Below are 22,783 nucleotides of genomic sequence, written 5' to 3'. Positions count from 1 at the left end.
TTAACGCTACAACTTGCTTGATAAATAACACTTTAAATGAAAATAGGCGCACTGTCCTATAAAAGTTATTTAAGGTATTGCACACTGTTTATATGCAATGCGTGATTTGCGCTATGAAAAATTAAAATAGTGCATCACGATTAAACGTTTATGAAAGGATTAGCAGGTAAAGACACTTTGGTTTCGCATATACTTAAATGAAACCCGCGTTTTAAGCACGATAAACACAACAACTTATAAAGGTGATTACGATGGGCGCTACACTCCCTGATGCAATTAAGCCTGATGTACCGGCTGAACAGGTCACTCTGACTTACTATGACGGTACGTCACGGACTGTCTATGATACGGGTATTGAACGCCCTTATCCTGATGGCAAGCTGATTGTATCGCGTACTGATTTAAACGGTATACTGACACACGTCAACGATGCTTTCGTCGAGATTAGTGGCTACAGCGTTGATGAGCTTATTGGTCAACCACAATCTATTTTACGTCATCCTGATATGCCAAAAGCGGCCTATAAAGACTTGTGGTCAACGGCTGAAGCGGGTCAAAAATGGCATGGTTACGTCAAGAACTTATGTAAAGATGGCAGCCACTACTGGGTTTATGCAACGGTAGTACCAAATGTACGCCACGGCGAAACGGTCGGTTATACCTCGGTACGTCGTAAGCCTTCACGTAGTAAAATTGATGCAGCAATCACTCAGTATGCTCAAATGAAACAAGATGAGGAAAGCTAAATCATGACGACACATAATATGTTAATCGCCCCTGATTTTTCGCCTGATCGTTTTGCAGGCTGGCACATGCTTAATATCCTAATTCAAAAACGTGCCAATCTAAACATGCATCTGAATATGCCAGCTTCTCACTCAGAGCAAGAAGCGCTGATAGAAGCCGGCGATATGCAAGTTATCTATGCCAACCCTTTTGACGCTGCCACCCTTATCCGTGAGCAAGGTTACCGTGCTGTTGCCCGTCCTATCGGAAAATCTGATGAGATGGTGATTGCTGCTAGCGCTAATAGCGAGATCAATACCTTAGAAGACTTAGTCAATGGCGCAACCATTGCTATGGCAAATAACCGTGATGTTAAGCTGATCGGTTTACGTCTATTAGAAGCTGTTGATTTAGAAGAAGCGGATTTGAATTGGTCAGTGACCGAAACTTATCAAGCAGCAGCGCGCCAAGTTATCAAAGGTGATGCACAAGCGGCTTTTTTCTTAGCTGAGATTTTCCATAGCTTTTCACGCTTGACCAAAGCGCAGCTAAACGTTTTAATCGAAAGCGATTTAGCAGATATTAGCCACGTCTTGCTGATTAAAGACGGCTTCCCTGATACCGATATTCTAATGAATGCTATTTTGAATTTGCATAATGATGATGACGGTAGAGAAGCGCTGGCTGAACTTGGTATGCCGCAAGGTTTTGAAGCCATGGATGAAGAAGACGCCGAGTTCATGATAGATTTGATGCAAACGTTACTCGACTAATATTATTGGACAAATAGGTTCATTATTCATTGGCATTTTACTTAAGTCATAGCGATTATTTAAGAGAAGTTATTTAATGATACTTTGTTAATAGCACTTTGTTAATAACCGCTATGACTGACAGGACATGATTATGTCTGATTTACACCTTATTAAAGAAAGTGAAATGGCGGCGCGCCGTGTCTATCGTCTTTATTCAAGAAAGATATTTATAGCACCGAACAACCGCCATTTTCACGAGCAACGTATCAACGCCGCTTTATTACTGAATGAAAAAGAGCCATTGCAAGGCGCCATCGCTGATTTCTTTTATGGCTGTTGGTACGACATTCCTTATGATGTCACCAATATGTTTACGCGCTTGCAAGGGCGACTACTGCCGCATATCGAGCAAGGCTTTCGCGATTGTATTAACAAAAAAACCTATATTCAAAAAAACAGTATGCTAGCAACACGCTGGAGCGTACTGGTATCGCCATCACTGAATGAGCAGACACAGCGGTTACGTATCAGTAGTGATGATGCCAAAGAAATTGCAAAAGATATCACTAGCGAGCTGATGCTAGCACGTGATAATCAAGAACTAGGCACGATAGAACAAATAGAAAGAGAGTTCTTTGCTCACTGTATTGCTCGTAACGACCGTCTGGCATTTTCCTTGGTATGGTTTCGCTTAGGTAAAAGCGATTGGCACTTTGATGAGCGTTGGAATAATTGCCAACAAAAACTTGACCAAACCACCAAAGCTTAGAGTTGCTCTTTTATTTAAACCAATCATAAAACTTCATTGAAATGGTAGCTGTTATGTCCTCTTATTTAAACGCTGATAAAACGTATTTGACTTTGACTCCAGCCGGTATTTTTGAGGCATTTTCACAAAGTGAGCCAACGCCTGAACAGCTATCATTGCAAGACTTGTTGTCCCATAGCGAAACCTTACTCGCAGCTCATTGGCTTGAGCGTTATTCTGATGAATGGTTAGATAGCTTTTTGGAACATGGCTGGATTGAAAAACTGTCAATATTCTTGCCAGCGCCTAACTTGCCTTTGGATCAGTTTTTACCTTATGTGGTCTCAAGCTTATCTGGTAAGCGCCGCGCAGCGATTGGCTCTGATGAAGGTTTTTGTCTCGCACGTATTGGCTATACCCAAGAAGAAGCGGACATGCTTAGTGTGGCTGCAGCTGATTTTTCAGGTTTTATGCTACGCCAAAAACAGCGCGGTTGGGCGGTAGAGAGTCAGGCGATTTCATTCTTTCAGCAAGTGGATTTATTGATTCCTGAAACCAGTTTTGTGTTCTTATGGATTGATGGTTCAGGTTATGTGCTTATCATCGACGGCGAGCCCTTGACCAATAATCGCGCCTTTGTTGAGCTAGTCTGGGCATTAAAAACGTCTGGACTTAGATTCCTAAGTTAGAATTTTTGAGTTAATTTTCCCAAACGAAGTCATCTACATTAAACAAAAAACTAAGCTATCAAATGCGCCTTATTATAAATAATAGGTGCATTTTTTATATCATTAAAAAATCTATTGATTAAACTTATGCACTTATTAAAAATATATAAGCAAAAAAAAGACTCCTATTTATGGAGTCTTTGTTATTTCTGATAGCTGAATCGGTAATCCCCCCAATCTATATATTTCTAATCAAAGGCGACTGTACACGTGAATACATAATGAGCGAGATACCATTAGAGATTAGCTCAACCGCCAATAGCACACCAAGGATATAGGTCGCTGATTGCGGATAACTGGTAAAAATCATGATAGCCAATGCAATCGAGATTAGACCCGAGATTAAGATTGGCACAAAAGCCACTGTTCTGCGTAAACCAAAAGCAACCACCACTCTGACAATACCTGTTGCCATAAATAAAATAGCGATTACCATTGTTAACGTCAATATACCCTGCAATGGGTTTTGTAATAGCTCAATACCAATCAATATACCAAGTACACCACCGATAGCAGCGAGCACTTTACCAATAGTGCTGTGCGCACGGAATAGAGCGATAACTTGTAAGATACCCACCAAAAGGAATATAAACCCTGCTAACTGTTCAGCAGCAAAACTGGCGCTAAGCGGATTAAAAAATGCAAAGATACCACCAAGGATACTAATAACGCCAACTACCATCCATAATGTACGATTCATAAGATGTTCTTACTTTATATATAATAAAAAACAAATTATAACGCAGAGCATTTTACATCTTGTATCAAGGTAGTAATGTATTCAAGTAGTCCTGTTACGATAAGCGTTTAAGCGTTGTATTCTCTCTATAAGCCTGATAACTGTTTATTTAATTTTAAGCCTACTAACTAAGCTAAATTGACGGTTGATACTCAGTTTAAAGATTGATTACTATCAGCTTGATCAGTGATAGCAGTTGAAACTTTTTATTAGTCACTTAGCAGCCATTGTAATCACCTAAACTTTCTCTTAGTATTGTTTAATAAGTATCCTTGAATAAGGATACTGACTCTATTCAGCTGCATATAAAATAGACGTGTCTAGAACAGTCCTTCTCTAAATAAAAAAAAGACAATAAATTAGGTAAAACATATGAAAAACTCAAAGCAGTTAACATCACAGCAGCCACTACGCATCGATATCGTATCAGACGTGGTTTGTCCTTGGTGTGTCGTCGGCTATCGCCAACTGGCAGCAGCATTAGAGCAGACCAATACTGCCCATGAAATACATTGGCATCCGTTTGAGCTAAACCCTAACATGCCAAGTGAGGGTCAAAACATGCGTGAGCATATCACAGAAAAATATGGCTCAAGCAAAGCTGAGTCCGACGCCAGCCGCGCCCAAATAACAAAGGTGGGTTCTGAGGTCGGCTTTGATTTCAATTTCACTGATGAGTTGCGTATGCACAATACCTTTAATCTGCATCAGCTTTTGCATTGGGCTGAGCAGCAAGGACGCATGCATGAGTTAAAGCAGGCATTATTTACGGCGCACTTTACCGATAATAGAAACCTCTCTGATATCACGGTACTTGCTGATATCGCCGCCGAGATTGGACTGAATCGTGAGGAAGCGCTAGCAGTTTTAGAAGACCAACGCTTTGCTAATGATGTACGTGAGGTAGAACAGCATTGGCAGCGGCAAGGTATTCAAAGCGTCCCTGCAATAATTTTTAATGAGCAGCACTTGGTTAGCGGCGCGCAAGGCGTCGACAATTATGTCAATATTTTAGAGCAATTAGCCAATATGGAAGGGTAAAGAAAAATTCTTTAGTAGGACTATTTTTTATGAATAAAGACAAATTAATAACCCTATCAGATGAAACAGAAACTCTAGTTTTAGATGAACTACGGGTTTATATGAACGACGAATTCGATATCGATATTGGTAATTTACCGGCAAAATTCTTATTGGATTTTATCATCGAAACGATAGGACCGCATTTATACAACCAAGTGGTCGATGATATGGAGCCATGGCTATACAATAGATTTACAGAAATGTTAGAAGATATGCATAGCTTTAAAAAAGACTGACTACTTATTAGCCTTTATGTTCCAGATAAAGATTAATAATTTAAAACCGTCTTTTCACACATCCTCCATAAAAAATGCTGCATCTATTAAATGCAGCATTTTTTATTTAAGAAGCGAGAACTCAATCATGCAAGCTTACGCATCAAAGTGTATAACCGTACGAATACTCTCGCCCTTATGCATCAAGTCAAAGGCTTCGTTGATATCTTCTAATGGCATAGTATGAGTAATGAAGTCCTGTAGTGGGATTTCGCCCGCTAAATAACGTTCTACATAACCCGGCAATTCTGAACGACCTTTGACGCCGCCAAAAGCTGAACCTTTCCAGACGCGACCGGTCACTAGCTGGAAAGGACGGGTGGAGATTTCTTTTCCAGCACCAGCGACACCGATGATGACCGATTCGCCCCAACCTTTATGACAGCATTCAAGCGCTGAGCGCATGATATCCACGTTACCAATACATTCAAATGAATAATCAACGCCGCCATCCGTCATCTCAACGATGACATCTTGGATTGGCTTATCATAATCTTTTGGATTGATACAATCGGTTGCGCCAAGCTTTTTGGCTAGCTCAAACTTGCTCTCGTTAATATCAATGGCGATGATACGGCTGGCTTTTGCCATTGCTGCACCGATGACCGCTGATAAGCCAATACCGCCTAGACCAAAGATAGCAACCGTTGCGCCCTCTTCGACTTTTGCGGTATTCATCACAGCGCCCATACCAGTCGTGACGCCGCAACCCAATAAGCAAACTTCTTCAAGTGCTGCTGCTTTATTTACTTTTGCCAAAGAAATCTCTGGTAAGACGGTATATTCGGAAAAGGTTGAGCAACCCATATAGTGATAAATTGGCTCACCATCTTTATAAAAACGCGTGGTACCGTCTGGCATCAAACCTTTACCTTGGGTTTCACGTACCGCTGAGCAAAGATTGGTTTTACCCGATAAGCACATTTTACACTCGCCACATTCTGCGGTGTATAAAGGAATGACATGGTCGCCAACTTGCACACTGGTGACGCCTTCGCCAATTTGCTCAACGATGCCACCCCCTTCATGACCTAAAATCGCTGGAAACACACCTTCTGGGTCTTCACCAGACAAGGTAAATGCATCGGTATGGCAAACGCCACTGGCAATAATTTTGACCAATACTTCGCCTTTACGCGGCAGCATGACATCCACTTCTTCGATAGATAGTGGCTGGTTTGGACCCCATGCAATAGCGGCTTTTGATTTAATAAATTTATCTGACATAAACGTATCTCTTTTTAATGGATTGAATTTTAATATTGTGATTATTTTATATTACTTCCCTGCTAATGATAATATAGCATATTTGCAAATATCTTTTACACAGTGGTAATAATCATGAAGTGGGATGGTATCAGTGAGTTTGTCTACGTCGCAGAATTTGAAAGCTTTACTAAAGCGGCGGCAAAGCTTGCTATCTCAACAGCGCAAGTGAGTCGACAGGTCACTGCACTAGAGAGGCGACTCAAGACTAAGTTGCTATATCGGACTACACGTAAAGTCTCGCTAACAGAGGAAGGGCGCGTGTTTTATCAGCATTGCCGCAGTATTCTTGATGGACTCGATGCGGCAGAGCAAGCTGTTAGTAATTTGCAGTCCAAACCGCAAGGTCGAATCAAGCTGACTGCCCCTGTCACCTATGGAGAGCAGCAGCTATTGCCACTGGTGAATAACTTTATTGTACAATATAGCGATATCGAGGTAACTGCTTTTTTGAGCAATCAAAAGATTGATTTGATTGAAGGCGGCTATGATTTGGCAATACGTATCGGTAAGCTGAGCGACTCTACGATGATGGCAAAAAAACTCAGCCGCCGTACCAATTTTGTCTGTGCATCGTCTGCTTATTTTGAAAAATATGGTCGCCCAAAAACCTTGGATGAACTCAGTCAACACAGCTGCTTACTAGGTACACTAGATTATTGGCATTTTAAAGAAGCGGATGCAGAGCGCAATATACGAGTAAGCGGCAAGATACGTTATAACAGCGGCTATAGTTTGGTTGATGCAGCGTTAAAAGGGCTTGGTATCGTACAGCTGCCAGATTATTATGTGCAAAAACACTTAGAAGCCGGTCGTCTTATGACAGTATTGGACGAATATAGAGAGCAAGAAGAAGGGATTTGGGCTATCTACCCGCATAATCGTCATTTATCACCAAAAATCAGATTGCTGGTCGACTATCTAGCAGAGCATTTAGCTTAAAAAATATCTACTATCAAGTTTGAGAATTTTATAGCTAGCAGCATAGTAGCTATTATTAAATGCTATTTACAAGAATAAATTAAGCATCATCAGGCAATGACATTTGATACTGTAATTCTACTTTTAATTTCTTTGCACATTCGATAATCTTCTTTCTATCGGCAGGAATAGCACCATACGCAATAGCGGTTTCTCGCATTTGCACTGTGACATCATAATGCGGATAGCTGGCATGACGATGGAATAAACGCCCATCTAACTCAATAAGCGCTGCAAAATCATGCAACTCTTGTAAGGTATCTGCCAGCAGATGACACCACTTATAGCCTTTAAATTCTATCTGCATAAAATCTACGTATATCGCCATATAACTGACCTTTCGTTTATTGCATAAAAACTACTAAGCACTTTTACTTTAGTATCTTTATAAGTCCTAATCAGTATAACCTTGGTAAATCATTGATATTTTCTTTCAGCTGTTTTAGCACTTTTTGATAGTTTTTATCCTTAATACTCTGTGTGCTTAAACGCCCATAACGTAGCTGGCGATAGCTGTCTTTAATCTGCTCTATTTTTATTTGAGCCGCTGTTAAATGGCTGCTGTCTTTCAACTGACTAGTATTGGTATTTTGATTATTCGCTTCAGCACTTGTATCAACTACCATTGCCAAACGCTCAAGCCATGCCAACTGCCCTTCACTCTCAACGCGAGCTAGTGCTTTATTATGCTTGCTAAGGCGCTTTGATAATTGAGCAAGCGGCAAATCTGCCGGATGCCAGCGTTTGCGGCGACGTTGCCATATAAAAAATATCAAAGTCGTCATAATAATGACGGTGCTCACTGCTAACCAAAGTATTTGCTGAGTGATTGAGCGAATATTGAACCATTTAAATAGCGAGTTAGCTTGCTTATCTTGGTCATAGCCAACGACGTCTTTTTGCCAATAATAGCTGGCTTGGTCTGACAGGCGGCGTAAGGTTTGTAGCATTTGATACTGCTGATAGCTAATTTGTGCAGAAGCGCCTTCACCAAACATCGCCGCCCCTTGAGCCTGAGTTAGCGCGTCCATTCCCTGCTCGACACGCTCAGGCGCAACAAATGCTGTTGGATCGACACGTACCCAGCCTTGTCCCGTAAGCCAAACCTCAGTCCAAGCGTGCGCATCTTTTTGCCGCACTTCCCAAACATTACCCGCGCGACTCAACTCACCACCTTGATAGCCTGCTACAACGCGCGCTGGAATACCCGCTGCCCGCATCATAAAAGTAAAGCTTGAAGAGTAATGCTCACAAAATCCTGCTTTGGTTTCAAATAGAAACTCGTCAATACGGTTATTATTCAAGCGTGGCGGTGATAGCGTATAGCGAAAGTCCGTTTGATTAATCCAGCGCTCAATAGCGGCAATATAACGTACTGGATCTGAACCTGACTGGGCAAAAAGCTGCTGCGCCAGTACGCGTGCTTGCGGGTTACCTTTGCTAGGCAGTGCAAGATTGAGACGCCGTGATTCATCAGTCAAAACAGTATCAATCTGCATTGGCGAAAATTGCAATACATCGTAGCGTAGTTGCTGAGTAACAGGCTGGTCTTTTAATAAGGTAAAGTCTGATGTAATACTGATATCTTGCTGCTGTGCAAACGGGTAATCCAGTCCAAAAAGCCAGTTTTGTTGCGTGGGCTCTAGGATAATCTGGTAGTTATTAGGAGCAGTTTTTGCCGCTTCAGGCACCGTCGAAAAGGCATTCTCTATCCAAGTGGGCGTTTGCAACGCAGGTTGCCATTGTTGTTGCTGTGCACTAGAACGCCAAGTAACGCCATCAAAGTCGCTAAATACCAAGCCGCGCCAATACAGTTGCTGCTGCGGTGGGCGATTGTCTTTAAACTCTACGCGAAAAGCCAATTCAGTCGATTGCCCTAAATTAGCAAAATCACCGGGGGACATGCTATCAGAGACGCCAGTAGTCGCTTGCTGACCTGATAGCTGCACTGACCATAGCGGTGGTAAGCGCGGGAAGAATAAAAACAATACCACCAATAACGGCAAAGCCCCAATACCCAACACACCTAAAGTGCGCAAACGACCAGCACCGCGACTATTACCATCATCATTTAACGCAATAAAAGCCAATAGTACAACAACCGCGCCAATGATGACTTCCAAGGTAGTGACAATACCTTGATCCATCAAAAAAAGTGCCGCTAATACAAACAATGATAAATTGAGTATCACATAAGCATCACGGCGCTTATATAACTCCCACAACTTACTGATAAGACATAGCACCAAAAATGCCACACCCATATCCAGCCCGAATGCTGTGTTATAAGTCAGCCACAGACCTGCTAGCCCCAATAAAAAGCCAAGCATTTGCATGCCTTGATAGAGACGTTTTAAATAGGTTTTTTTTTTGAATCGTGCTTTGATAAGTGGCAGTTGCGCAATAACACTAACCACCGCAAAACCCATTAACCACAATGGTAAATGCGCAGCATGTGGCAGGATAACGATGACTTGGGCGATTAATACCCAATAATAGGCTGGTAACGCGATAAGCTTGCGATACCATTTATCGTTGTACTGTTGAATATGAGGGCTGTTAGCTTTGCCCACTGCTAATTGCTCAAAGCTGGCAGAATTTACCGCATTTGTTTTAGGGAAGCCTATAGGTTCACGTTCAGCTTCATCTGTAGGAAGTCTTTTAGGATTACTCATGGTGCTTTTGCCAACCTTAATAAGCAAGCTTGAATAAAGCTGTCACCCTCACCCATAACAGCAGCAGACGGCGCATCATTTGGCAGGCGCATACTAAATGGCACACCCAATTGCCCTAGCGTTGAAACTCCATATGCCAGTTGTGCCAGCTTCTGCTCATGATGCGCCGCTGGCATATCCGCATAATCCAAAGTCTGCTCTTGTCCGACAGGATCCGCAAAGTGCTTGGTCAACATACCTTGACCGCGCGCCACATGCCCCCAAGATACCCGTGCCAGCGATTCACCTTCTATATAGTTATCCAGCCGCTCAAAATCATCTTGACCTTGCCGATACTGCCAACCTGTGACTAAGTCTTCCTGACTGGCGACGGCATATTGTTCTTGCCAGTCAAATGCTTCAGATTTTGGATAGATCCAAGCTTGTCGTGAGAAATACACATAGGACCATGCCCGCATGATACCCAACGGGTAAACAGTTTTTATTCTTAATCGCGGTAATTCAAACTGTCCACGTCTGTGCGTTTGCACCGGTAAACGAATAATCTGCTCACCTTTTAGCTGTGTAACACGCACAGAATGCTGACTATTCATATTATTCTTCGTTTTTTTCTTAATTTTTCTGTCAGTCTTTTTATTACTTGAATCAAAACTAAATAATAACTGACGTCTGGGTTGGCGACTGTCGCTCTGTAGTTGCAAAGTGACCCAGACAGGTGCCCCTGCTTCTGCCATGGTAACGTCCAATAGACGTACCTTTAAGCCTGAAATATGAGCAAAGGTCACATGGAAACTAATTAGCCAAACGCTAATTAAATAAAAGCACAAGCCTAGCACCAAGTTATTGCCATAGTTGATACCGGCAATAAAGGTAATAATCAGCAGCACCGCAAACAGCATACCTTCACGGCTAAAAAAGATATAAACGTTACGTAAATTGAGTTTAGCGCTGTCACTTTTTGGCGCGCGCGAAGCAAACCAGCGGCTGACTGCCGAGGTAATTGGGGCGGTAAAGGCTTTTGACAAAGAACTCATGGCTACCTTATTTACCATAGCATTGACATTATTACGAGATAAGTAAATATTAGATGGTCAGCATTTAAACAATAACCGCTACTTCTGCCAAAATACGTTGAGCAATGGTTGGTGTTGTTTGACCGCCCGTCACATGAGTAGGCACAAAACGCTGACCAAGACGGTGATCGGTAACAGCAGCAAATACGGCTTGAATATCTTCAGGCGTGACCTCCATATGTCCCGATACATAAGCATAAGCCTGAGCGGCGCGCTGTAGGGACAACAAACCCCGCGGCGACAAGCCATGATACTCTTGGCTTGCTCGTGTTTTTGCCACCAAACGTTGCAGATAATCTAACACCACATCTGCGACATAAACCTGCTTGACCCCTTGCTGTGCTAACAACACCGCTTCTGTATCCAGCACTGCGTCCATATTACTCAACAGCTCACGGCGATCTTGACCCTTTAATAAAGCTCGCTCTGCGGCGGGCGATGGGTAGCCAAGCGATAAGCACAATAAAAATCGATCCAGCTGCGACTCAGGAAGTGGATAGACGCCCGCTTGTTGTAACGGGTTTTGAGTCGCTATCACAAAAAACGGTTTTGGCAAGGGATAGCTCTGCCCATCTTGTGTTACCTGCCGCTCTTCCATTGCTTCAAGTAACGCACTTTGAGTCTTGGGACTTGAGCGATTAATCTCATCAGCGAGCAGCAGTTGAGTAAAGATAGGACCTGCTCGAAACTCAAACTGTTGCTGTTTTTGATTATAGATACTCATACCTAGGATATCAGCAGGCAACATATCATTGGTAAATTGGACACGGCTAAAGCTCAACCCCAACAGCTGTGCTAGCCCTTGTGCCAAGGTCGTCTTACCCATACCCGGCAAATCTTGCAGCAATAAATGTCCACCTGCCAAGATACCGCTAAGCGCAAGCTTCACCACTTGCGGCTTATCCAATACGATCTGATTTAATTGCGCCATTAACTGGGCAATTTTTTGCTGGTTATAGCGATAGTCGATAATGGCATCGGTCATACGGCGTCATTTGCTCATTTTTTATAGGAATAGTAATAAAAGTAACAATAAAGGTAATATTAAAAATAATAATAGACGTTTATTTTGATTCTTCTACAGTAGGCACTGGCGCACGAAGTGTTGATAGATAAGCAATCACATCCGCACGTTCTTTAGCATCAGGCATAGGATCTGCTAGCATTTTTGAGTCTGGTATGGCTTTTTCTGAATCAGCAATATAATCATCTAGCGTTTCGGCATTCCATATCCAACCGGATGCTGCCAAGCCTTCGCTATAAGTATAGTCTGTCAGCTTGGCTGCCGGCGCGCCATAGATATTCATCAACTGCGGACCCTTTTTATTAAGACCAGGGTTTAGTTGATGACACTGACTACAAGCGTCCTTATATATGAGAGAACCGTTATCAGCATCACCGGCTGTATAAAGCGGTAGGGTTACAGGTGCACGATAATCAGGCGGTGTTTTCTCACAAGCACTTAGAAATAAAGCAGCGGCAAGCATAGCAGTAAGTTGATATTTATTTATTATAGACATGTTGTTGTCATCTTTTATTGAGAAGTGTTGACTGTGGCTGAGTCTATATCAACCGTCACTTTATGCAACGGTTGATAGAAATCGATAGTGATATATAGAGAAGGAATATGTCATATTTATGCAGACAAAATAAGAACTAACTCTCGTTTGAGACTTTGATAGTGTTACTCGGTGCTTCTAAATAGTAACCTTGCAAGTAGCGAGCGCCCACACTCCATGCAACTGACATAGTCGCAGCATCCTCAATATAAGGCATTAATACATCAACGTTAATTTCATTGGTACGCACTATAAGTGATTTAACAGTCTCTAGATTGTCAGCGGCATCAATCCCTTCAACATAATTACGGGCTAAGCGCACCATATCAGGATGAACGAAATTGGCAAGCTCTACCGATTTTGCAGACGAGCCAAAATTATTAATACCCAATTGACAGTTAACCTGACTTAGCTCGGTAAACTGAGATTTAGCCACCGTTAAGTAGTCAGAGATGTCTTTTTCATTAAATTGTAATGTCAGTGCCCCTGCTTTACCGCCGATAGCATTAATAAGTTGGCTTGCAACACTTGGCAATTTTTTATCAACCAAAGATGCACTGGTCAACTGCACCAGTAAACGCGCTTCTGGATGCGTTTTACGTACCTCATTGATTTTTTTGCAGGCGTTAATTAATATCCAGCGATCTATCTTCTCTAACAAGTGGTGAGACTTAGCAACCGCCATAAACTGGTCTGGGGTCAATATGGTGTTGTCCGCATCCGCCAGCGGCAGGCGCAAAAACACTTCAAAGAAGTCACTACGGTCATGACTGATGTCATATATCGGCTGGAACATTAACTCAAAGCGGTTATTGGTAATAGCATCAACTAAAGACTCTGCCAGCGCATGGTCATCACTATTGGCATGTTCACTGGCATCGTACAGATGATATTTACCGCCATGGTTGGACGTCTCAATCATAATCTGATTAATCGCATCCATGGCACGCTCAAGGATTACTCTTGGCTCAGGCGTGTTTTTTTCAATTTTGACGATAGCAATACTTGCCGTGGTATTGGTGGTACGCTTATCGACTTCAATAAACAGCTTACTGATACTATCAACAATTTGTTCAGCCAATTTTTCAAGCGCTGCTGTCGTTTGATTTTCGACCAGAATGGTGAATGCAGTATCACTAAAGCGGCTAACGTGACCTTCGACTACCAGCTCATCTAAGGTCTGAGCCACTTGCTTAACGGTGCTATCAATCCCTTGTAGACCTAGACTGCTTCTGATTTTGCCGATATTATCGAGCTGTACATATAAAAGAGCGGCGGTCAACGTGCCCTTTCTTGCTTGCTCATAAGATGCCGTCAGCTGCTCTTCAAAACTGTGGCGATTATCGATGCCTGTTAGGCTATCTTTACGCTGAGCTTCAGCCAAACGTTTGGCGATCTCAGCACTGTTGCTATTATTTTGTTGAATAATAATCTGCGTAACGGGCTCACCATCTAGTGTCGCAACTGCCAGCTGCAATTTTGCCGCAAAGGTACTATCATCGGTACGACGACTCTCAAAATTGAACTCGACGTCTTTACGGTCACCCTTATCAAATTGGCGTAAAAACTGCTTAAAGGCTTTAACATTATCACCGCCCGCAATCAAATCAATCACAGGTATGCCGATGATATCATTCATCGTCTCAAAACCAAATAACTGCAAATATGGGTCATTAGCAAAAATATGAATACCCTGATCAATATAAGCGACGGCACTTTTTGAGTTTTTAATCAGGACGTTTGCCCGCTGTTCCGCCCCAGACAATACATCACGCAAGGTTTTAAGCTGTCGGCGGCTACGCAAGTTTTCATGCAGCAAACAAATAGCCATGGTGACTGCCATTTCTTGCTCTGCAGAAAGCGCCTTTACCATCATACTATTCACGATAGACGGCAAGCCTTCTTCATTATGAGCATTGGCTACCGTGTCTTTATTGATCAAACAAACCGATGGTAAATCAATATTTTGCTCTTGAATGATAGCAACCGCATCGGTAAAGTTTATATCATAAGCTTGACCAAAAACTAATACATCCCATGATTGACGTAGCGACTTTAGCAACTCATCTTTATCATCCAAAAAACCTAAGTTCACGCTATCATAGTACGAACTAAGCAAGTGTACGAGGCGTTCAGCGTATAGCTGATCTGCATCGATAACCAATAAGTTTAAGACTGACTGAGTACGCATAAAAAGCCTTTTTTAATCTTATAAAATAATATGAGTCGTCGCTGTACTGTCGCTGTAATATAGTCGTCAGGTATAAAATAGCAGCAGACGAAAAACAGCGTTGTCGTCATTATAAACAATAATTTAACCGACTGCTGCTTAACTTACCATGGCTATTATTAAATAGCAGCAATCAAGGAGTTTATTCTATCCTATATCTAACAAGACACTTAAGTATTAGTATTTTTAAGCGTTAAAAGAGATGTATTCTATTAAACCTGTAGTATTTCATACTGACTAAACTCATCGCTCATCATTAAGCGGCGACCTAAACGCAACGTTTTTTGTTGATTATTAATACGCATCACCACTTTATCATCTGTTTGAAAATGAGAAGTCGGTAATAATAGGCTATAGCTAGTTTGCAGCTGCTCATCTTCTCCTATCATAAATGCTGGTACAAAATGACGACTACGCTCCTCTCTATCTTGCAAGCGAATGCCACAAGCGATGAGCTTATGAGCCAAAACTTGCCAATCAAGCTCGGCTGTCGTGTCATCTACATTTAACCAACGTACCACTCCCATAGACCACTTATGCAAGCTAGGCGAGATGGTAGTATTTTTACGACAGAGTAAAAAAAGGCTCGTTGTTTGCAGGGATGGCGGTGCAGTAAAGACTAAATTATCAGTCTTATCAATTTTTATATCAGCAGTCTTGATCAGTATTTTAGTAGTGGCTGCTATTTCTTTATTACCCTGCAGAGAATGAAGAGTGCTGGGCATACTTGCCTCGTCTAGTTTTGGTAGCAAGCGTAGGATGCGAAACTGTGACAGCTGATGATCATTTTCAAATATATCGACCGCTATTTCTTTATGGTTAGGAAGGATTTTTGGTACAGTATCATAGCGCGGCTGCTGATGCTCTGGCAGGGCGGTAGATTCTATCAAAGCGCTTAAGCTTTTTTCATTACTGACCCGATAGTGAATGTCATTAAATCCCGTAACTATCGTCGCCGCTTGCTTTACATTATGATTGATAGGAAGAGTGAGCTTTGGCTGAATATAACGGTAGCTCATTGCCATCAAAATAGTATTAGTCAGATAATACTCAATTCCTTTCTTATCAGTATCAAAGAGCGTTTGAATACGTGATTGTAAATAGCTCATCAAAGATTCAAGCTCTATAAATAAGCAAGTATGATGGGCGTCATATGGATTGATAGCAGTCAGGGCGGTCAGATAAGTCGGCGGCTCTTTATTTTGAAGATCAACGAATAAGCGCGTTGCCGTGCGCGGCTCTATGGTCGCAACCATATGTGCGCTCCACTCTGGCAATAGACGATGTAGCAATAGAATATGTGATCGACGCAGTGCTCGTACATTGAGCAGATGATGTAAGCATAGTTGGCAGTACAGGTGATGAATCGTAGTAGCGGACTGTGTTGCAATATAAGCGCTCAAATCAATGGCAGAAGCTTGCTGGGTAAGGGCGATACAATATAGCTTATTGACATGAACCCATATATAAGAGGACAGCTTTTGATAGCAAATGGCGTCTTCAAATAGCAGTTTTTGATATATCAGCAGCGTTTGGTAAATAGCAATCGCTAAGGTAATGGGCAAGAATTTTTCACTGGTAAAATAGCGCTGCCACAGACTGCTTGATATTTGCTGCTGCTTGTCTTCTAAAAAAGCGATTTCGCGGTATATCACGCCGTTATAGGTCATAATCATCGAGTAGTATAACGACCTTACCTGCGCTACATACTCAAGCTGAGCCTCATTAAGCGCGCCGGTCTCATAAATATAGTGTTGACGCAGCGCTGCAATGAGTGGATTGGTAGCATTAATGACAATCCTAATCAAGGTCAGACGCTGCCTATCATCCATATTATCCGAGCGCAGCTCTGTCAGTACCTTTTCTATCTGCTCGGCTTGCTGCGCCTCTGTCTTTGCTGGCAATAATGCTGCCCATTGACGCAAATGTGGCTCATTGCTGTTGATAGACTGGGCATGAGTTCTTAATAAGGAAGTATCGGTGGCTAAATATTCTTGAAATGTCGATAAATTTACCATTACCATCCTTAGTAATTGCGTAAGTTATTCATCGGTGTATAAGAATGTATTCTTAAAAAAGAATATTACTATCATAACAATCACCTCTTAGCATTTTATTGACTATCATTCTATTAAGATAAAAGCTGCATAAATGAATTAGCCAATCATAGTGCACAATTTACGCTCTATTGTAAACATTAATTGGTACTTTGAAAGGTTCGTTTGGTAGTTCTCTTACTAGCTTAGGTACTAGGTAGCCTGGCAGTTTAGCAAGTAATGACCAATACAACTCAATCGCAAAGCTCTCATCCAGATCAAAATGAGCAGCACCCGCCACTTTATCTAACACATGCAGATAATAAGGCAATACGCCTGCCGCAAATAAACGCTGACTTAATGCAGTTTGTGCATTGACGCTGTCGTTGATACCTTTTAAAAGTACCGCTTGATTCAATAACGTAACGCCAGCTGCACGCGCTCGCTGCAAATACTCTGCGGTCAGCGCATCGATCTCGTTGGCATGATTACCATGAATCACCATCACAATTTGGCAACGGCTTTGTGCTAAACGCTCTAATAGCGCATCATCAAGCCTTGCTGGAATCACGAGCGGCAGACGGGTATGGATACGAATGGTAGTCAGTTGTTCAATCGTCTCCAAGGTATCGAACCAAGCAAATAACCGTCTATTAGTCACATTTAATGGATCACCACCACTTAGAATAATCTCATTGATCTCAGGGTATGCGCTAATATAATCGATGATGTCTTGTTTGGCACTGGCAGTTGGCATATTGGCACTATAGTCAAAATGCTGACGAAAGCAGTAACGACAATGAATCGCACAAGCACCCGTAATGGTCAACAATACTCTTGATTGGTATTTATGCAGTAGACCTTTGATAGGATTTTGCGTATTCTCGCTCAGAGGGTCTGCGACATAGCCGGTGACTGCGATTTGCTCTTTTTGATTTGGTAGTACTTGTCTTAACAACGGGTCATTACTATCACCGACTGTCATTTTTGCCACAAAACCACGTGGTACGCGCAGCTCAAAATGCTTAGGTATGTAGATATCTGGTCGCAGTGATTCAAGCTTTAAAAGCTCAAGTAGCTCATCAACAGAGGTAATGGCTTCGGTTAATTGCGTTTGCCAGTTTTTTTGTGTGATTAAATGGTTTATCATGACAGCCTATACCTGTGCCTAAAAGTCGCTATTATACGCGCTTAGTGTGTCGTCTATCAAAGCGGTCGACCTATCAGTCCAACACTGAAGTGTGATAAGCGATTTTAACGCAGCAAGCTATTCATTCCCTTATCTACCACCATATTTACAACCCCTAGGAGTTTCTTGTGGCAAGTTTTTCTACTAATGAATTTAAAGCAGGTCTCAAAGTCATGCTCGATGGCAACCCTTGTGCCATTCTTGAAAACGAGTTTGTCAAACCAGGTAAAGGCCAAGCCTTTAACCGTGTTAAATTGCGCAATCTTCGTAGTGGTAAAGTATTGGAACAAACCTTTAAGTCAGGCGATAGCTTAGAAGCTGCTGATGTCATGGATACTGAAATGAACTATCTCTATAACGATGGTGAATTTTGGCATTTTATGCACCCTGAAAGTTTTGAGCAGATTCAAGCGGACAAAACAGCGATGAGCGATTCAATAAAGTGGCTAAAAGAAAACAGCAATGCACTATGTACCATCACTTTATTCAACGGTGCTCCTCTTTCAATAACCCCGCCTAACTTTGTTGAGTTGCAAATTACCGAAACTGATCCTGGTCTACGCGGCGATACCTCAGGTGGCGGCGGCAAACCTGCCACGCTAGAGACTGGTGCTGTAGTACGCGTGCCTTTATTTGTACAGCAAGGTGAAGTGGTTCGTGTTGATACTCGTACTGGTGACTATCAAACGCGTGTTAGCTAAAGGCATTAATAGATAGTATGCGAATAGCTTTCATCTCCTATTTTTTATAGCAAAAAAGCTTAACCACTAATAAGAGGTTAAGCTTTTTTTATGGCTATTATTCAATGGCTTATAAATAATAACAGACTGACATACACGGCTATTATTGTTCTAACGATTGCTTATGCATTAACCAATACTGAACCAATGCGTTTAACTGCTCTTGCTTAAAGGGTTTGGTACAATAATCCTGCATGCCCACATCAAGATACTTTTTGCGCTCGCCATCCATCGCATTGGCAGTCAAGGCAATAATCGGTGGCAAATCTTGCGGTGCATATAGCTCATGCAGCTTAATGGTGGCCTGTACACCATCCATAATCGGCATATGATGATCCATCAAAATAACATCATAGCGATCAGGGTATAACGCAAAAATCTCGATCGCTTGTTGGCCATCGTTGACGTGAGTCACCGTATGACCACTATTAGTCAGCGCTTTTTTGGCAATCATAGCATTCACGCTATCATCTTCAACCAGCAAAATATGACCAACCAATTCGTCGGTTGGCAGCGTTATTGTAAAGTCATTTGCCGTCTGCCATGTCTCATAATCTTCAACGTTAATAGTTGGTAGTGGCAATAACACTCTAAAAGTCGTTCCAACACCGACGGTACTATCCACCTCAATATAACCGCCCATCAAGTCAACCAATGACTTACAAACAGACAATCCTAATCCTGTACCACCATAGAGGCGATGGGTAGATTTATTGGCCTGATCATAAGCATCAAATATCGCGTATAATGATTCAGGTTTGATGCCGACACCGGTATCTGTAACCTCAATGCATAACGTCATTTTTTGATAAGTCGGTGCACAGTCTTTATCAGCCTCATCATAGTTATAAATATCTGGCTCTATAATGCTGTTATGGATTTGTTGATTTTTATGACAATCTTTATCATCAACACAAGGGTTATTTTGCATGTGTTTGATATCAATCGTCACGCGCCCGCCTTCACGAGTAAATTTAATCGCATTATTGACCAAATTGACCATTACTTGCTTCAGCCGTACCGGATCGCCTTTCACGTAGGGAGATAGAGCCTCGGTATAATGATAATCTAAAATCAGACCACGTTGACGCGCTTTGATAGCGAACAAGCTGACCACTTCATTACAGAGGCTAGATAAATTCATTGGGATAAAATCAATCGTCATTTTACCGGCTTCAACTTTTGATAAATCCAAAATACCGTTGATAATCGCCAGTAAATGCTCATTTGAAACTTTGATATTATCGACATACTCTCGTTGTTCAGCGCTTAGTATGGTTTCACTTAGCATCTCAACCATACCGATAATACCATTCATCGGCGTACGTATCTCATGGCTCATATTCGCTAAAAACTCTGACTTCATCTCATTAGCATACTTGGCATTGCGCTCTTGATCTTGTAGCTTCAATGCATCAGCTGCCATCATGGCAAACTGCGCCAATACATTGGCTTGTTCATCGCTAAAATCATGATGAGGCACCATATCCATCAAGCACAAAGAGCCAAGACGGTACTTTTTACCATCTTCATGCATGATGATGGGTGCACCAGCATAAAAGCGTATCTTAGGCCAATCAGTCACCAGTGGGTTTTTACTAAAACGCTTATCAGCTTCCAAATCTGCTACCACAAACACATTGTCAGACAATACCGTATAGTTACAGATGGCAACTTTACGCGTCGTGGTACAAACGCCACCAAGACCGTGAACAGATTTCAGGTACTGGGTTTCGTCATCCATAAAAGTGATGGTCACCACAGGCATATTAAAAAATAGCCTTGCCAGTTCAGTTAGACGCGCAAACGATGACTCTTCATTAGTATTAAGAACTTGGTATTTTCTGAGCTTAATGATACGCTCAATTTCATCTTCTGCGATAGGATAACCAAGGTCTGGTAAGTTAGATGTAGACAAAATGGACTCCATGAATTCATATCAGAGGCTTGGCTTAACCGCCGCCTGCTTGAGTAATAATTGTAATGCTTCACTCACCATAAGCATGGCCACTACCGATGTCACGACGACCGCTGAGCCATAACCACCACAGTGCAAACCACCGGTTTGACAGCTTTTGTCTATGCGCGGTGGTTCTGTCGAATAGACACACTTGATACCAAATTTCTCTTTTAAGGTACTATTGATACCTTTTTCATGGCGGAGCTTACTACGTAATTTTGCTAATAACGGATCTTGGTAACTGTCACGCAAATCGCCTACTGTGATTTTGCTTGGGTCTATTTTACCACCTGCGCCACCAGCACAAACTAATTTTAATTTATTAAAGCGGCAGTGCAAGGCAATGGCAAGCTTGGCATTCATATCATCAACACAATCTAAAATCACAATCGGACCCGTTTGCGCTGCCATTTTTGCTTGCGCGCGACTGGGCAGTAATGTCGCGACGTTTTCGGGAGTTAAAAAGTCATCTACCAAATGTAGGGTAACTTTTGGATTAATCTCGCGAATACGGGCTGCCATCGCCCCAATTTTACTTTGCCCAAAGGTGCTATCTAATGCCGGTAGATGCCGATTAACGTTGGATGCCACTAATACATCCAAATCAATTAAAGTAATATTACCAATAGCCGTACGCGCTAATGCTTCTGCTGCCCAAGAACCTACACCACCCACACCAATGACATAAACATGGGCGGCGGAAAATATATCCATTGCCGAGTGACCATACAGGGTTTGCGTACCTTTAAAGCGGCGTTCATATTGCGCGCTATCCTCGTCGGATGTTGTCAATGCTTCAAGTGCAAATATCTGCTCTTCAATAAGCTCTGACTGGATAATATCTGACTGTATCTGTGTGTCTTCATTCATAACGATGTAGAGACTCTTTTAAAGATTTTATTGTTAAATAATTTGTTTATTACTCAGTATTTTCTAATCGATACTTACTAAAAAACTCAAAGTGAATAGCACCAATTAGTTTGCAACGCATTGCAACTGTTGTGCCATAACTGCTCAGCAAGAATAGTGGCAGGAACATCAAGCAACTCACTTAAGCTATATAAGACATACGGCAGATTAGCAGGGACATTTCGATTATAACTGGGCCTATTACTCCATTCCTTGTCCGAGCTTCCATTATCTGAGTTTCGCCCGAGCGCTGAGTGACTATTACCCACTTCTTGACACATAATAGGGGTCATATCTGGGCAATCAGTCTCGATAACCAAGCATTCAATACCATATTTATTAACCGCTGCTTGAATAGCAAACCGTAGCTTCTTCGCATTTGGATTGGTTATCTGACCTGTTACACCGAGCTTAAAGCCCAATTTTACAAAAGCTTTGGCTTCTTGTACGCCACCGCTGAAGCTATGGGCAATACCGCCAAGCTTATGCGCATCATAATCATGCGCTTTTAGTAAAGCCAATGCTTCAGCGTGAGCTTTACGAATATGCAACATAACTGGTAGCTGATGTTCCACTGCCATATCCAACTGTGCAATAAAAAAACGCTGCTGTTTAGCCACCATTTCAGGCTGCTTCATAGCATTGGTAAAAGCATCTAAACCAATCTCGCCTATTGCTAATGGGCGATTTCTTGTCAACATCTGCGCCATATCTGCTAAATGCGCGTCTGTATGCTGCTCAATATAAAAAGGATGTAAACCAAGCGCAATATGCATGTTTGGTGACGAATCCTTTTGATTACTCGCTATTACCCTATCCATTTGTATAGAGGTATGATATTGCTGCTGAGTATCATAAAGCCGCGAAAAATGTCGATGCAGATAGCCGACTAATAGCAGATGACATACGCCTTTATCGTAAGCCAAATTAGCTTGCCGCACTCTATCATCATCAAATATCGGCGCATCAAAATGTGTATGCGTATCGATTAAAGGAAGAATAGCCACTTTGTCTTTATGATTGATACTTGATCCATCACTGGCAATCATCAACAAACTCCAACATTAATCACTTACGATCATCAAGATAACAGATCTTTTCTAATCAGCCA

Annotated in this window: 21 protein-coding genes; 8 read left to right on the top strand and 13 right to left on the bottom strand. The window is 42.0% G+C overall.

The window, feature by feature from the left end:
• The first annotated feature begins 251 nt into the window (after positions 1 to 251).
• The 4 genes from ACMHKH_RS00440 (at position 252) to ACMHKH_RS00425 (ending at position 2,918) form a co-directional block, all read left to right on the top strand.
• A complete protein-coding gene (locus ACMHKH_RS00440; protein ID WP_413518715.1) occupies positions 252 to 746 on the top strand; it encodes a PAS domain-containing protein in 495 nt (164 codons plus the stop codon).
• Between the two features lie 3 nt (positions 747 to 749).
• Positions 750 to 1,499, top strand: a complete 750-nt coding sequence (locus tag ACMHKH_RS00435; RefSeq protein ID WP_413518714.1) for a PhnD/SsuA/transferrin family substrate-binding protein — start codon at positions 750 to 752, stop codon at positions 1,497 to 1,499.
• Between the two features lie 133 nt (positions 1,500 to 1,632).
• Positions 1,633 to 2,250: a hypothetical protein gene (locus ACMHKH_RS00430; protein ID WP_413518713.1), complete on the top strand. Its 618-nt coding sequence runs from the start codon at positions 1,633 to 1,635 to the stop codon at positions 2,248 to 2,250.
• A 53-nt stretch (positions 2,251 to 2,303) separates the two neighbouring features.
• On the top strand, positions 2,304 to 2,918 hold the full coding sequence (locus ACMHKH_RS00425; RefSeq protein ID WP_413518712.1) for a hypothetical protein: 615 nt from the start codon (positions 2,304 to 2,306) through the stop codon (positions 2,916 to 2,918).
• 217 nt (positions 2,919 to 3,135) lie between these two features.
• Here the strand turns inward: ACMHKH_RS00425 and ACMHKH_RS00420 are convergent, their stop codons facing one another.
• Positions 3,136 to 3,657: an HdeD family acid-resistance protein gene (locus tag ACMHKH_RS00420; protein ID WP_413518711.1), complete on the bottom strand. Its 522-nt coding sequence runs from the start codon at positions 3,655 to 3,657 to the stop codon at positions 3,136 to 3,138.
• 411 nt (positions 3,658 to 4,068) lie between these two features.
• Between ACMHKH_RS00420 and ACMHKH_RS00415 the strand changes: the two genes are divergently transcribed.
• Both ACMHKH_RS00415 and ACMHKH_RS00410 read left to right on the top strand, forming a co-directional pair.
• A complete protein-coding gene (locus tag ACMHKH_RS00415) occupies positions 4,069 to 4,737 on the top strand; it encodes a DsbA family protein (protein WP_413518710.1) in 669 nt (222 codons plus the stop codon).
• A gap of 29 nt (positions 4,738 to 4,766) precedes the next feature.
• Positions 4,767 to 5,015 carry a DUF2164 domain-containing protein gene (locus ACMHKH_RS00410; protein ID WP_413518709.1) on the top strand — a complete coding sequence of 83 codons (249 nt, stop codon included), beginning with the start codon at positions 4,767 to 4,769 and terminating at the stop codon, positions 5,013 to 5,015.
• A gap of 135 nt (positions 5,016 to 5,150) precedes the next feature.
• Here ACMHKH_RS00410 and ACMHKH_RS00405 read toward each other — a convergent pair whose 3' ends face one another.
• The gene (locus tag ACMHKH_RS00405; RefSeq protein ID WP_413518708.1) at positions 5,151 to 6,281 is read right to left on the bottom strand and encodes an S-(hydroxymethyl)glutathione dehydrogenase/class III alcohol dehydrogenase; all 1,131 of its coding nucleotides are present in this window, start codon (positions 6,279 to 6,281) and stop codon (positions 5,151 to 5,153) included.
• 114 nt (positions 6,282 to 6,395) lie between these two features.
• Between ACMHKH_RS00405 and ACMHKH_RS00400 the strand changes: the two genes are divergently transcribed.
• The gene (locus ACMHKH_RS00400; protein ID WP_413518707.1) at positions 6,396 to 7,262 is read left to right on the top strand and encodes a LysR family transcriptional regulator; all 867 of its coding nucleotides are present in this window, start codon (positions 6,396 to 6,398) and stop codon (positions 7,260 to 7,262) included.
• 79 nt (positions 7,263 to 7,341) lie between these two features.
• Here the strand turns inward: ACMHKH_RS00400 and ACMHKH_RS00395 are convergent, their stop codons facing one another.
• The 8 genes from ACMHKH_RS00395 to epmB form a co-directional block, all read right to left on the bottom strand.
• On the bottom strand, positions 7,342 to 7,629 hold the full coding sequence (locus tag ACMHKH_RS00395; RefSeq protein WP_413518706.1) for a DUF4031 domain-containing protein: 288 nt from the start codon (positions 7,627 to 7,629) through the stop codon (positions 7,342 to 7,344).
• 70 nt (positions 7,630 to 7,699) lie between these two features.
• A complete protein-coding gene (locus ACMHKH_RS00390) occupies positions 7,700 to 9,976 on the bottom strand; it encodes a transglutaminaseTgpA domain-containing protein (protein WP_413518705.1) in 2,277 nt (758 codons plus the stop codon).
• Entirely contained in the window at positions 9,973 to 11,010 is a 1,038-nt protein-coding gene (locus ACMHKH_RS00385; RefSeq protein WP_413518704.1) for a DUF58 domain-containing protein, read from the bottom strand. Before ACMHKH_RS00385 ends, ACMHKH_RS00390 begins: the two co-directional genes overlap by 4 nt.
• A 64-nt stretch (positions 11,011 to 11,074) precedes the next feature.
• Positions 11,075 to 12,034: an AAA family ATPase gene (locus ACMHKH_RS00380; RefSeq protein WP_413518703.1), complete on the bottom strand. Its 960-nt coding sequence runs from the start codon at positions 12,032 to 12,034 to the stop codon at positions 11,075 to 11,077.
• 79 nt (positions 12,035 to 12,113) lie between these two features.
• Positions 12,114 to 12,569: a c-type cytochrome gene (locus ACMHKH_RS00375; RefSeq protein WP_413518702.1), complete on the bottom strand. Its 456-nt coding sequence runs from the start codon at positions 12,567 to 12,569 to the stop codon at positions 12,114 to 12,116.
• Positions 12,570 to 12,705: 136 nt separating this feature from the next.
• Positions 12,706 to 14,799, bottom strand: a complete 2,094-nt coding sequence (locus tag ACMHKH_RS00370; RefSeq protein ID WP_413518701.1) for an EAL domain-containing protein — start codon at positions 14,797 to 14,799, stop codon at positions 12,706 to 12,708.
• Between the two features lie 251 nt (positions 14,800 to 15,050).
• Entirely contained in the window at positions 15,051 to 16,856 is a 1,806-nt protein-coding gene (locus ACMHKH_RS00365) for a hypothetical protein (protein WP_413518700.1), read from the bottom strand.
• 160 nt (positions 16,857 to 17,016) lie between these two features.
• A complete protein-coding gene (gene epmB, locus ACMHKH_RS00360) occupies positions 17,017 to 18,024 on the bottom strand; it encodes an EF-P beta-lysylation protein EpmB (protein WP_413518699.1) in 1,008 nt (335 codons plus the stop codon).
• Positions 18,025 to 18,191: 167 nt separating this feature from the next.
• Here epmB and efp point away from each other — a divergent pair, with 167 nt between their 5' ends.
• A complete protein-coding gene (gene efp, locus ACMHKH_RS00355) occupies positions 18,192 to 18,764 on the top strand; it encodes an elongation factor P (protein ID WP_413518698.1) in 573 nt (190 codons plus the stop codon).
• Positions 18,765 to 18,906: 142 nt separating this feature from the next.
• On the opposite strand, the gene ACMHKH_RS00350 is transcribed toward efp, so the two are convergent.
• The 3 genes from ACMHKH_RS00350 to ACMHKH_RS00340 form a co-directional block, all read right to left on the bottom strand.
• The gene (locus ACMHKH_RS00350; protein WP_413518697.1) at positions 18,907 to 20,721 is read right to left on the bottom strand and encodes an ATP-binding protein; all 1,815 of its coding nucleotides are present in this window, start codon (positions 20,719 to 20,721) and stop codon (positions 18,907 to 18,909) included.
• A 21-nt stretch (positions 20,722 to 20,742) separates the two neighbouring features.
• Complete coding sequence (locus ACMHKH_RS00345; protein WP_413518696.1) at positions 20,743 to 21,633, bottom strand: ThiF family adenylyltransferase; 891 nt, start codon at positions 21,631 to 21,633, stop codon at positions 20,743 to 20,745.
• 86 nt (positions 21,634 to 21,719) lie between these two features.
• On the bottom strand, positions 21,720 to 22,721 hold the full coding sequence (locus ACMHKH_RS00340; RefSeq protein WP_413518695.1) for a TatD family hydrolase: 1,002 nt from the start codon (positions 22,719 to 22,721) through the stop codon (positions 21,720 to 21,722).
• Positions 22,722 to 22,783: the final 62 nt, after the last annotated feature.

Source organism: Psychrobacter glacincola (genome assembly GCF_965118485.1).
Classification (GTDB): Bacteria; Pseudomonadota; Gammaproteobacteria; order Pseudomonadales; family Moraxellaceae; genus Psychrobacter; species Psychrobacter glacincola_D.
The sequence above is the reverse complement of the archived record's forward strand: the minus strand, read 5'-3'. Positions and strand labels throughout refer to the sequence as shown.

What these genes read in the sequence shown, in the direction of transcription:
- ACMHKH_RS00440 (WP_413518715.1), top strand. Translation starts at nt 252, where the DNA reads ATGGGCGCTACACTCCCTGATGCAATTAAGCCTGATGTACCGGCTGAA.
- ACMHKH_RS00435 (WP_413518714.1), top strand. Translation starts at nt 750, where the DNA reads ATGACGACACATAATATGTTAATCGCCCCTGATTTTTCGCCTGATCGT.
- ACMHKH_RS00430 (WP_413518713.1), top strand. Translation starts at nt 1,633, where the DNA reads ATGTCTGATTTACACCTTATTAAAGAAAGTGAAATGGCGGCGCGCCGT.
- ACMHKH_RS00425 (WP_413518712.1), top strand. Translation starts at nt 2,304, where the DNA reads ATGTCCTCTTATTTAAACGCTGATAAAACGTATTTGACTTTGACTCCA.
- ACMHKH_RS00420 (WP_413518711.1), bottom strand. Translation starts at nt 3,657, where the DNA reads ATGAATCGTACATTATGGATGGTAGTTGGCGTTATTAGTATCCTTGGT.
- ACMHKH_RS00415 (WP_413518710.1), top strand. Translation starts at nt 4,069, where the DNA reads ATGAAAAACTCAAAGCAGTTAACATCACAGCAGCCACTACGCATCGAT.
- ACMHKH_RS00410 (WP_413518709.1), top strand. Translation starts at nt 4,767, where the DNA reads ATGAATAAAGACAAATTAATAACCCTATCAGATGAAACAGAAACTCTA.
- ACMHKH_RS00405 (WP_413518708.1), bottom strand. Translation starts at nt 6,281, where the DNA reads ATGTCAGATAAATTTATTAAATCAAAAGCCGCTATTGCATGGGGTCCA.
- ACMHKH_RS00400 (WP_413518707.1), top strand. Translation starts at nt 6,396, where the DNA reads ATGAAGTGGGATGGTATCAGTGAGTTTGTCTACGTCGCAGAATTTGAA.
- ACMHKH_RS00395 (WP_413518706.1), bottom strand. Translation starts at nt 7,629, where the DNA reads ATGGCGATATACGTAGATTTTATGCAGATAGAATTTAAAGGCTATAAG.
- ACMHKH_RS00390 (WP_413518705.1), bottom strand. Translation starts at nt 9,976, where the DNA reads ATGAGTAATCCTAAAAGACTTCCTACAGATGAAGCTGAACGTGAACCT.
- ACMHKH_RS00385 (WP_413518704.1), bottom strand. Translation starts at nt 11,010, where the DNA reads ATGAGTTCTTTGTCAAAAGCCTTTACCGCCCCAATTACCTCGGCAGTC.
- ACMHKH_RS00380 (WP_413518703.1), bottom strand. Translation starts at nt 12,034, where the DNA reads ATGACCGATGCCATTATCGACTATCGCTATAACCAGCAAAAAATTGCC.
- ACMHKH_RS00375 (WP_413518702.1), bottom strand. Translation starts at nt 12,569, where the DNA reads ATGTCTATAATAAATAAATATCAACTTACTGCTATGCTTGCCGCTGCT.
- ACMHKH_RS00370 (WP_413518701.1), bottom strand. Translation starts at nt 14,799, where the DNA reads ATGCGTACTCAGTCAGTCTTAAACTTATTGGTTATCGATGCAGATCAG.
- ACMHKH_RS00365 (WP_413518700.1), bottom strand. Translation starts at nt 16,856, where the DNA reads ATGGTAAATTTATCGACATTTCAAGAATATTTAGCCACCGATACTTCC.
- epmB (WP_413518699.1), bottom strand. Translation starts at nt 18,024, where the DNA reads ATGATAAACCATTTAATCACACAAAAAAACTGGCAAACGCAATTAACC.
- ACMHKH_RS00345 (WP_413518696.1), bottom strand. Translation starts at nt 21,633, where the DNA reads ATGAATGAAGACACACAGATACAGTCAGATATTATCCAGTCAGAGCTT.
- ACMHKH_RS00340 (WP_413518695.1), bottom strand. Translation starts at nt 22,721, where the DNA reads ATGATTGCCAGTGATGGATCAAGTATCAATCATAAAGACAAAGTGGCT.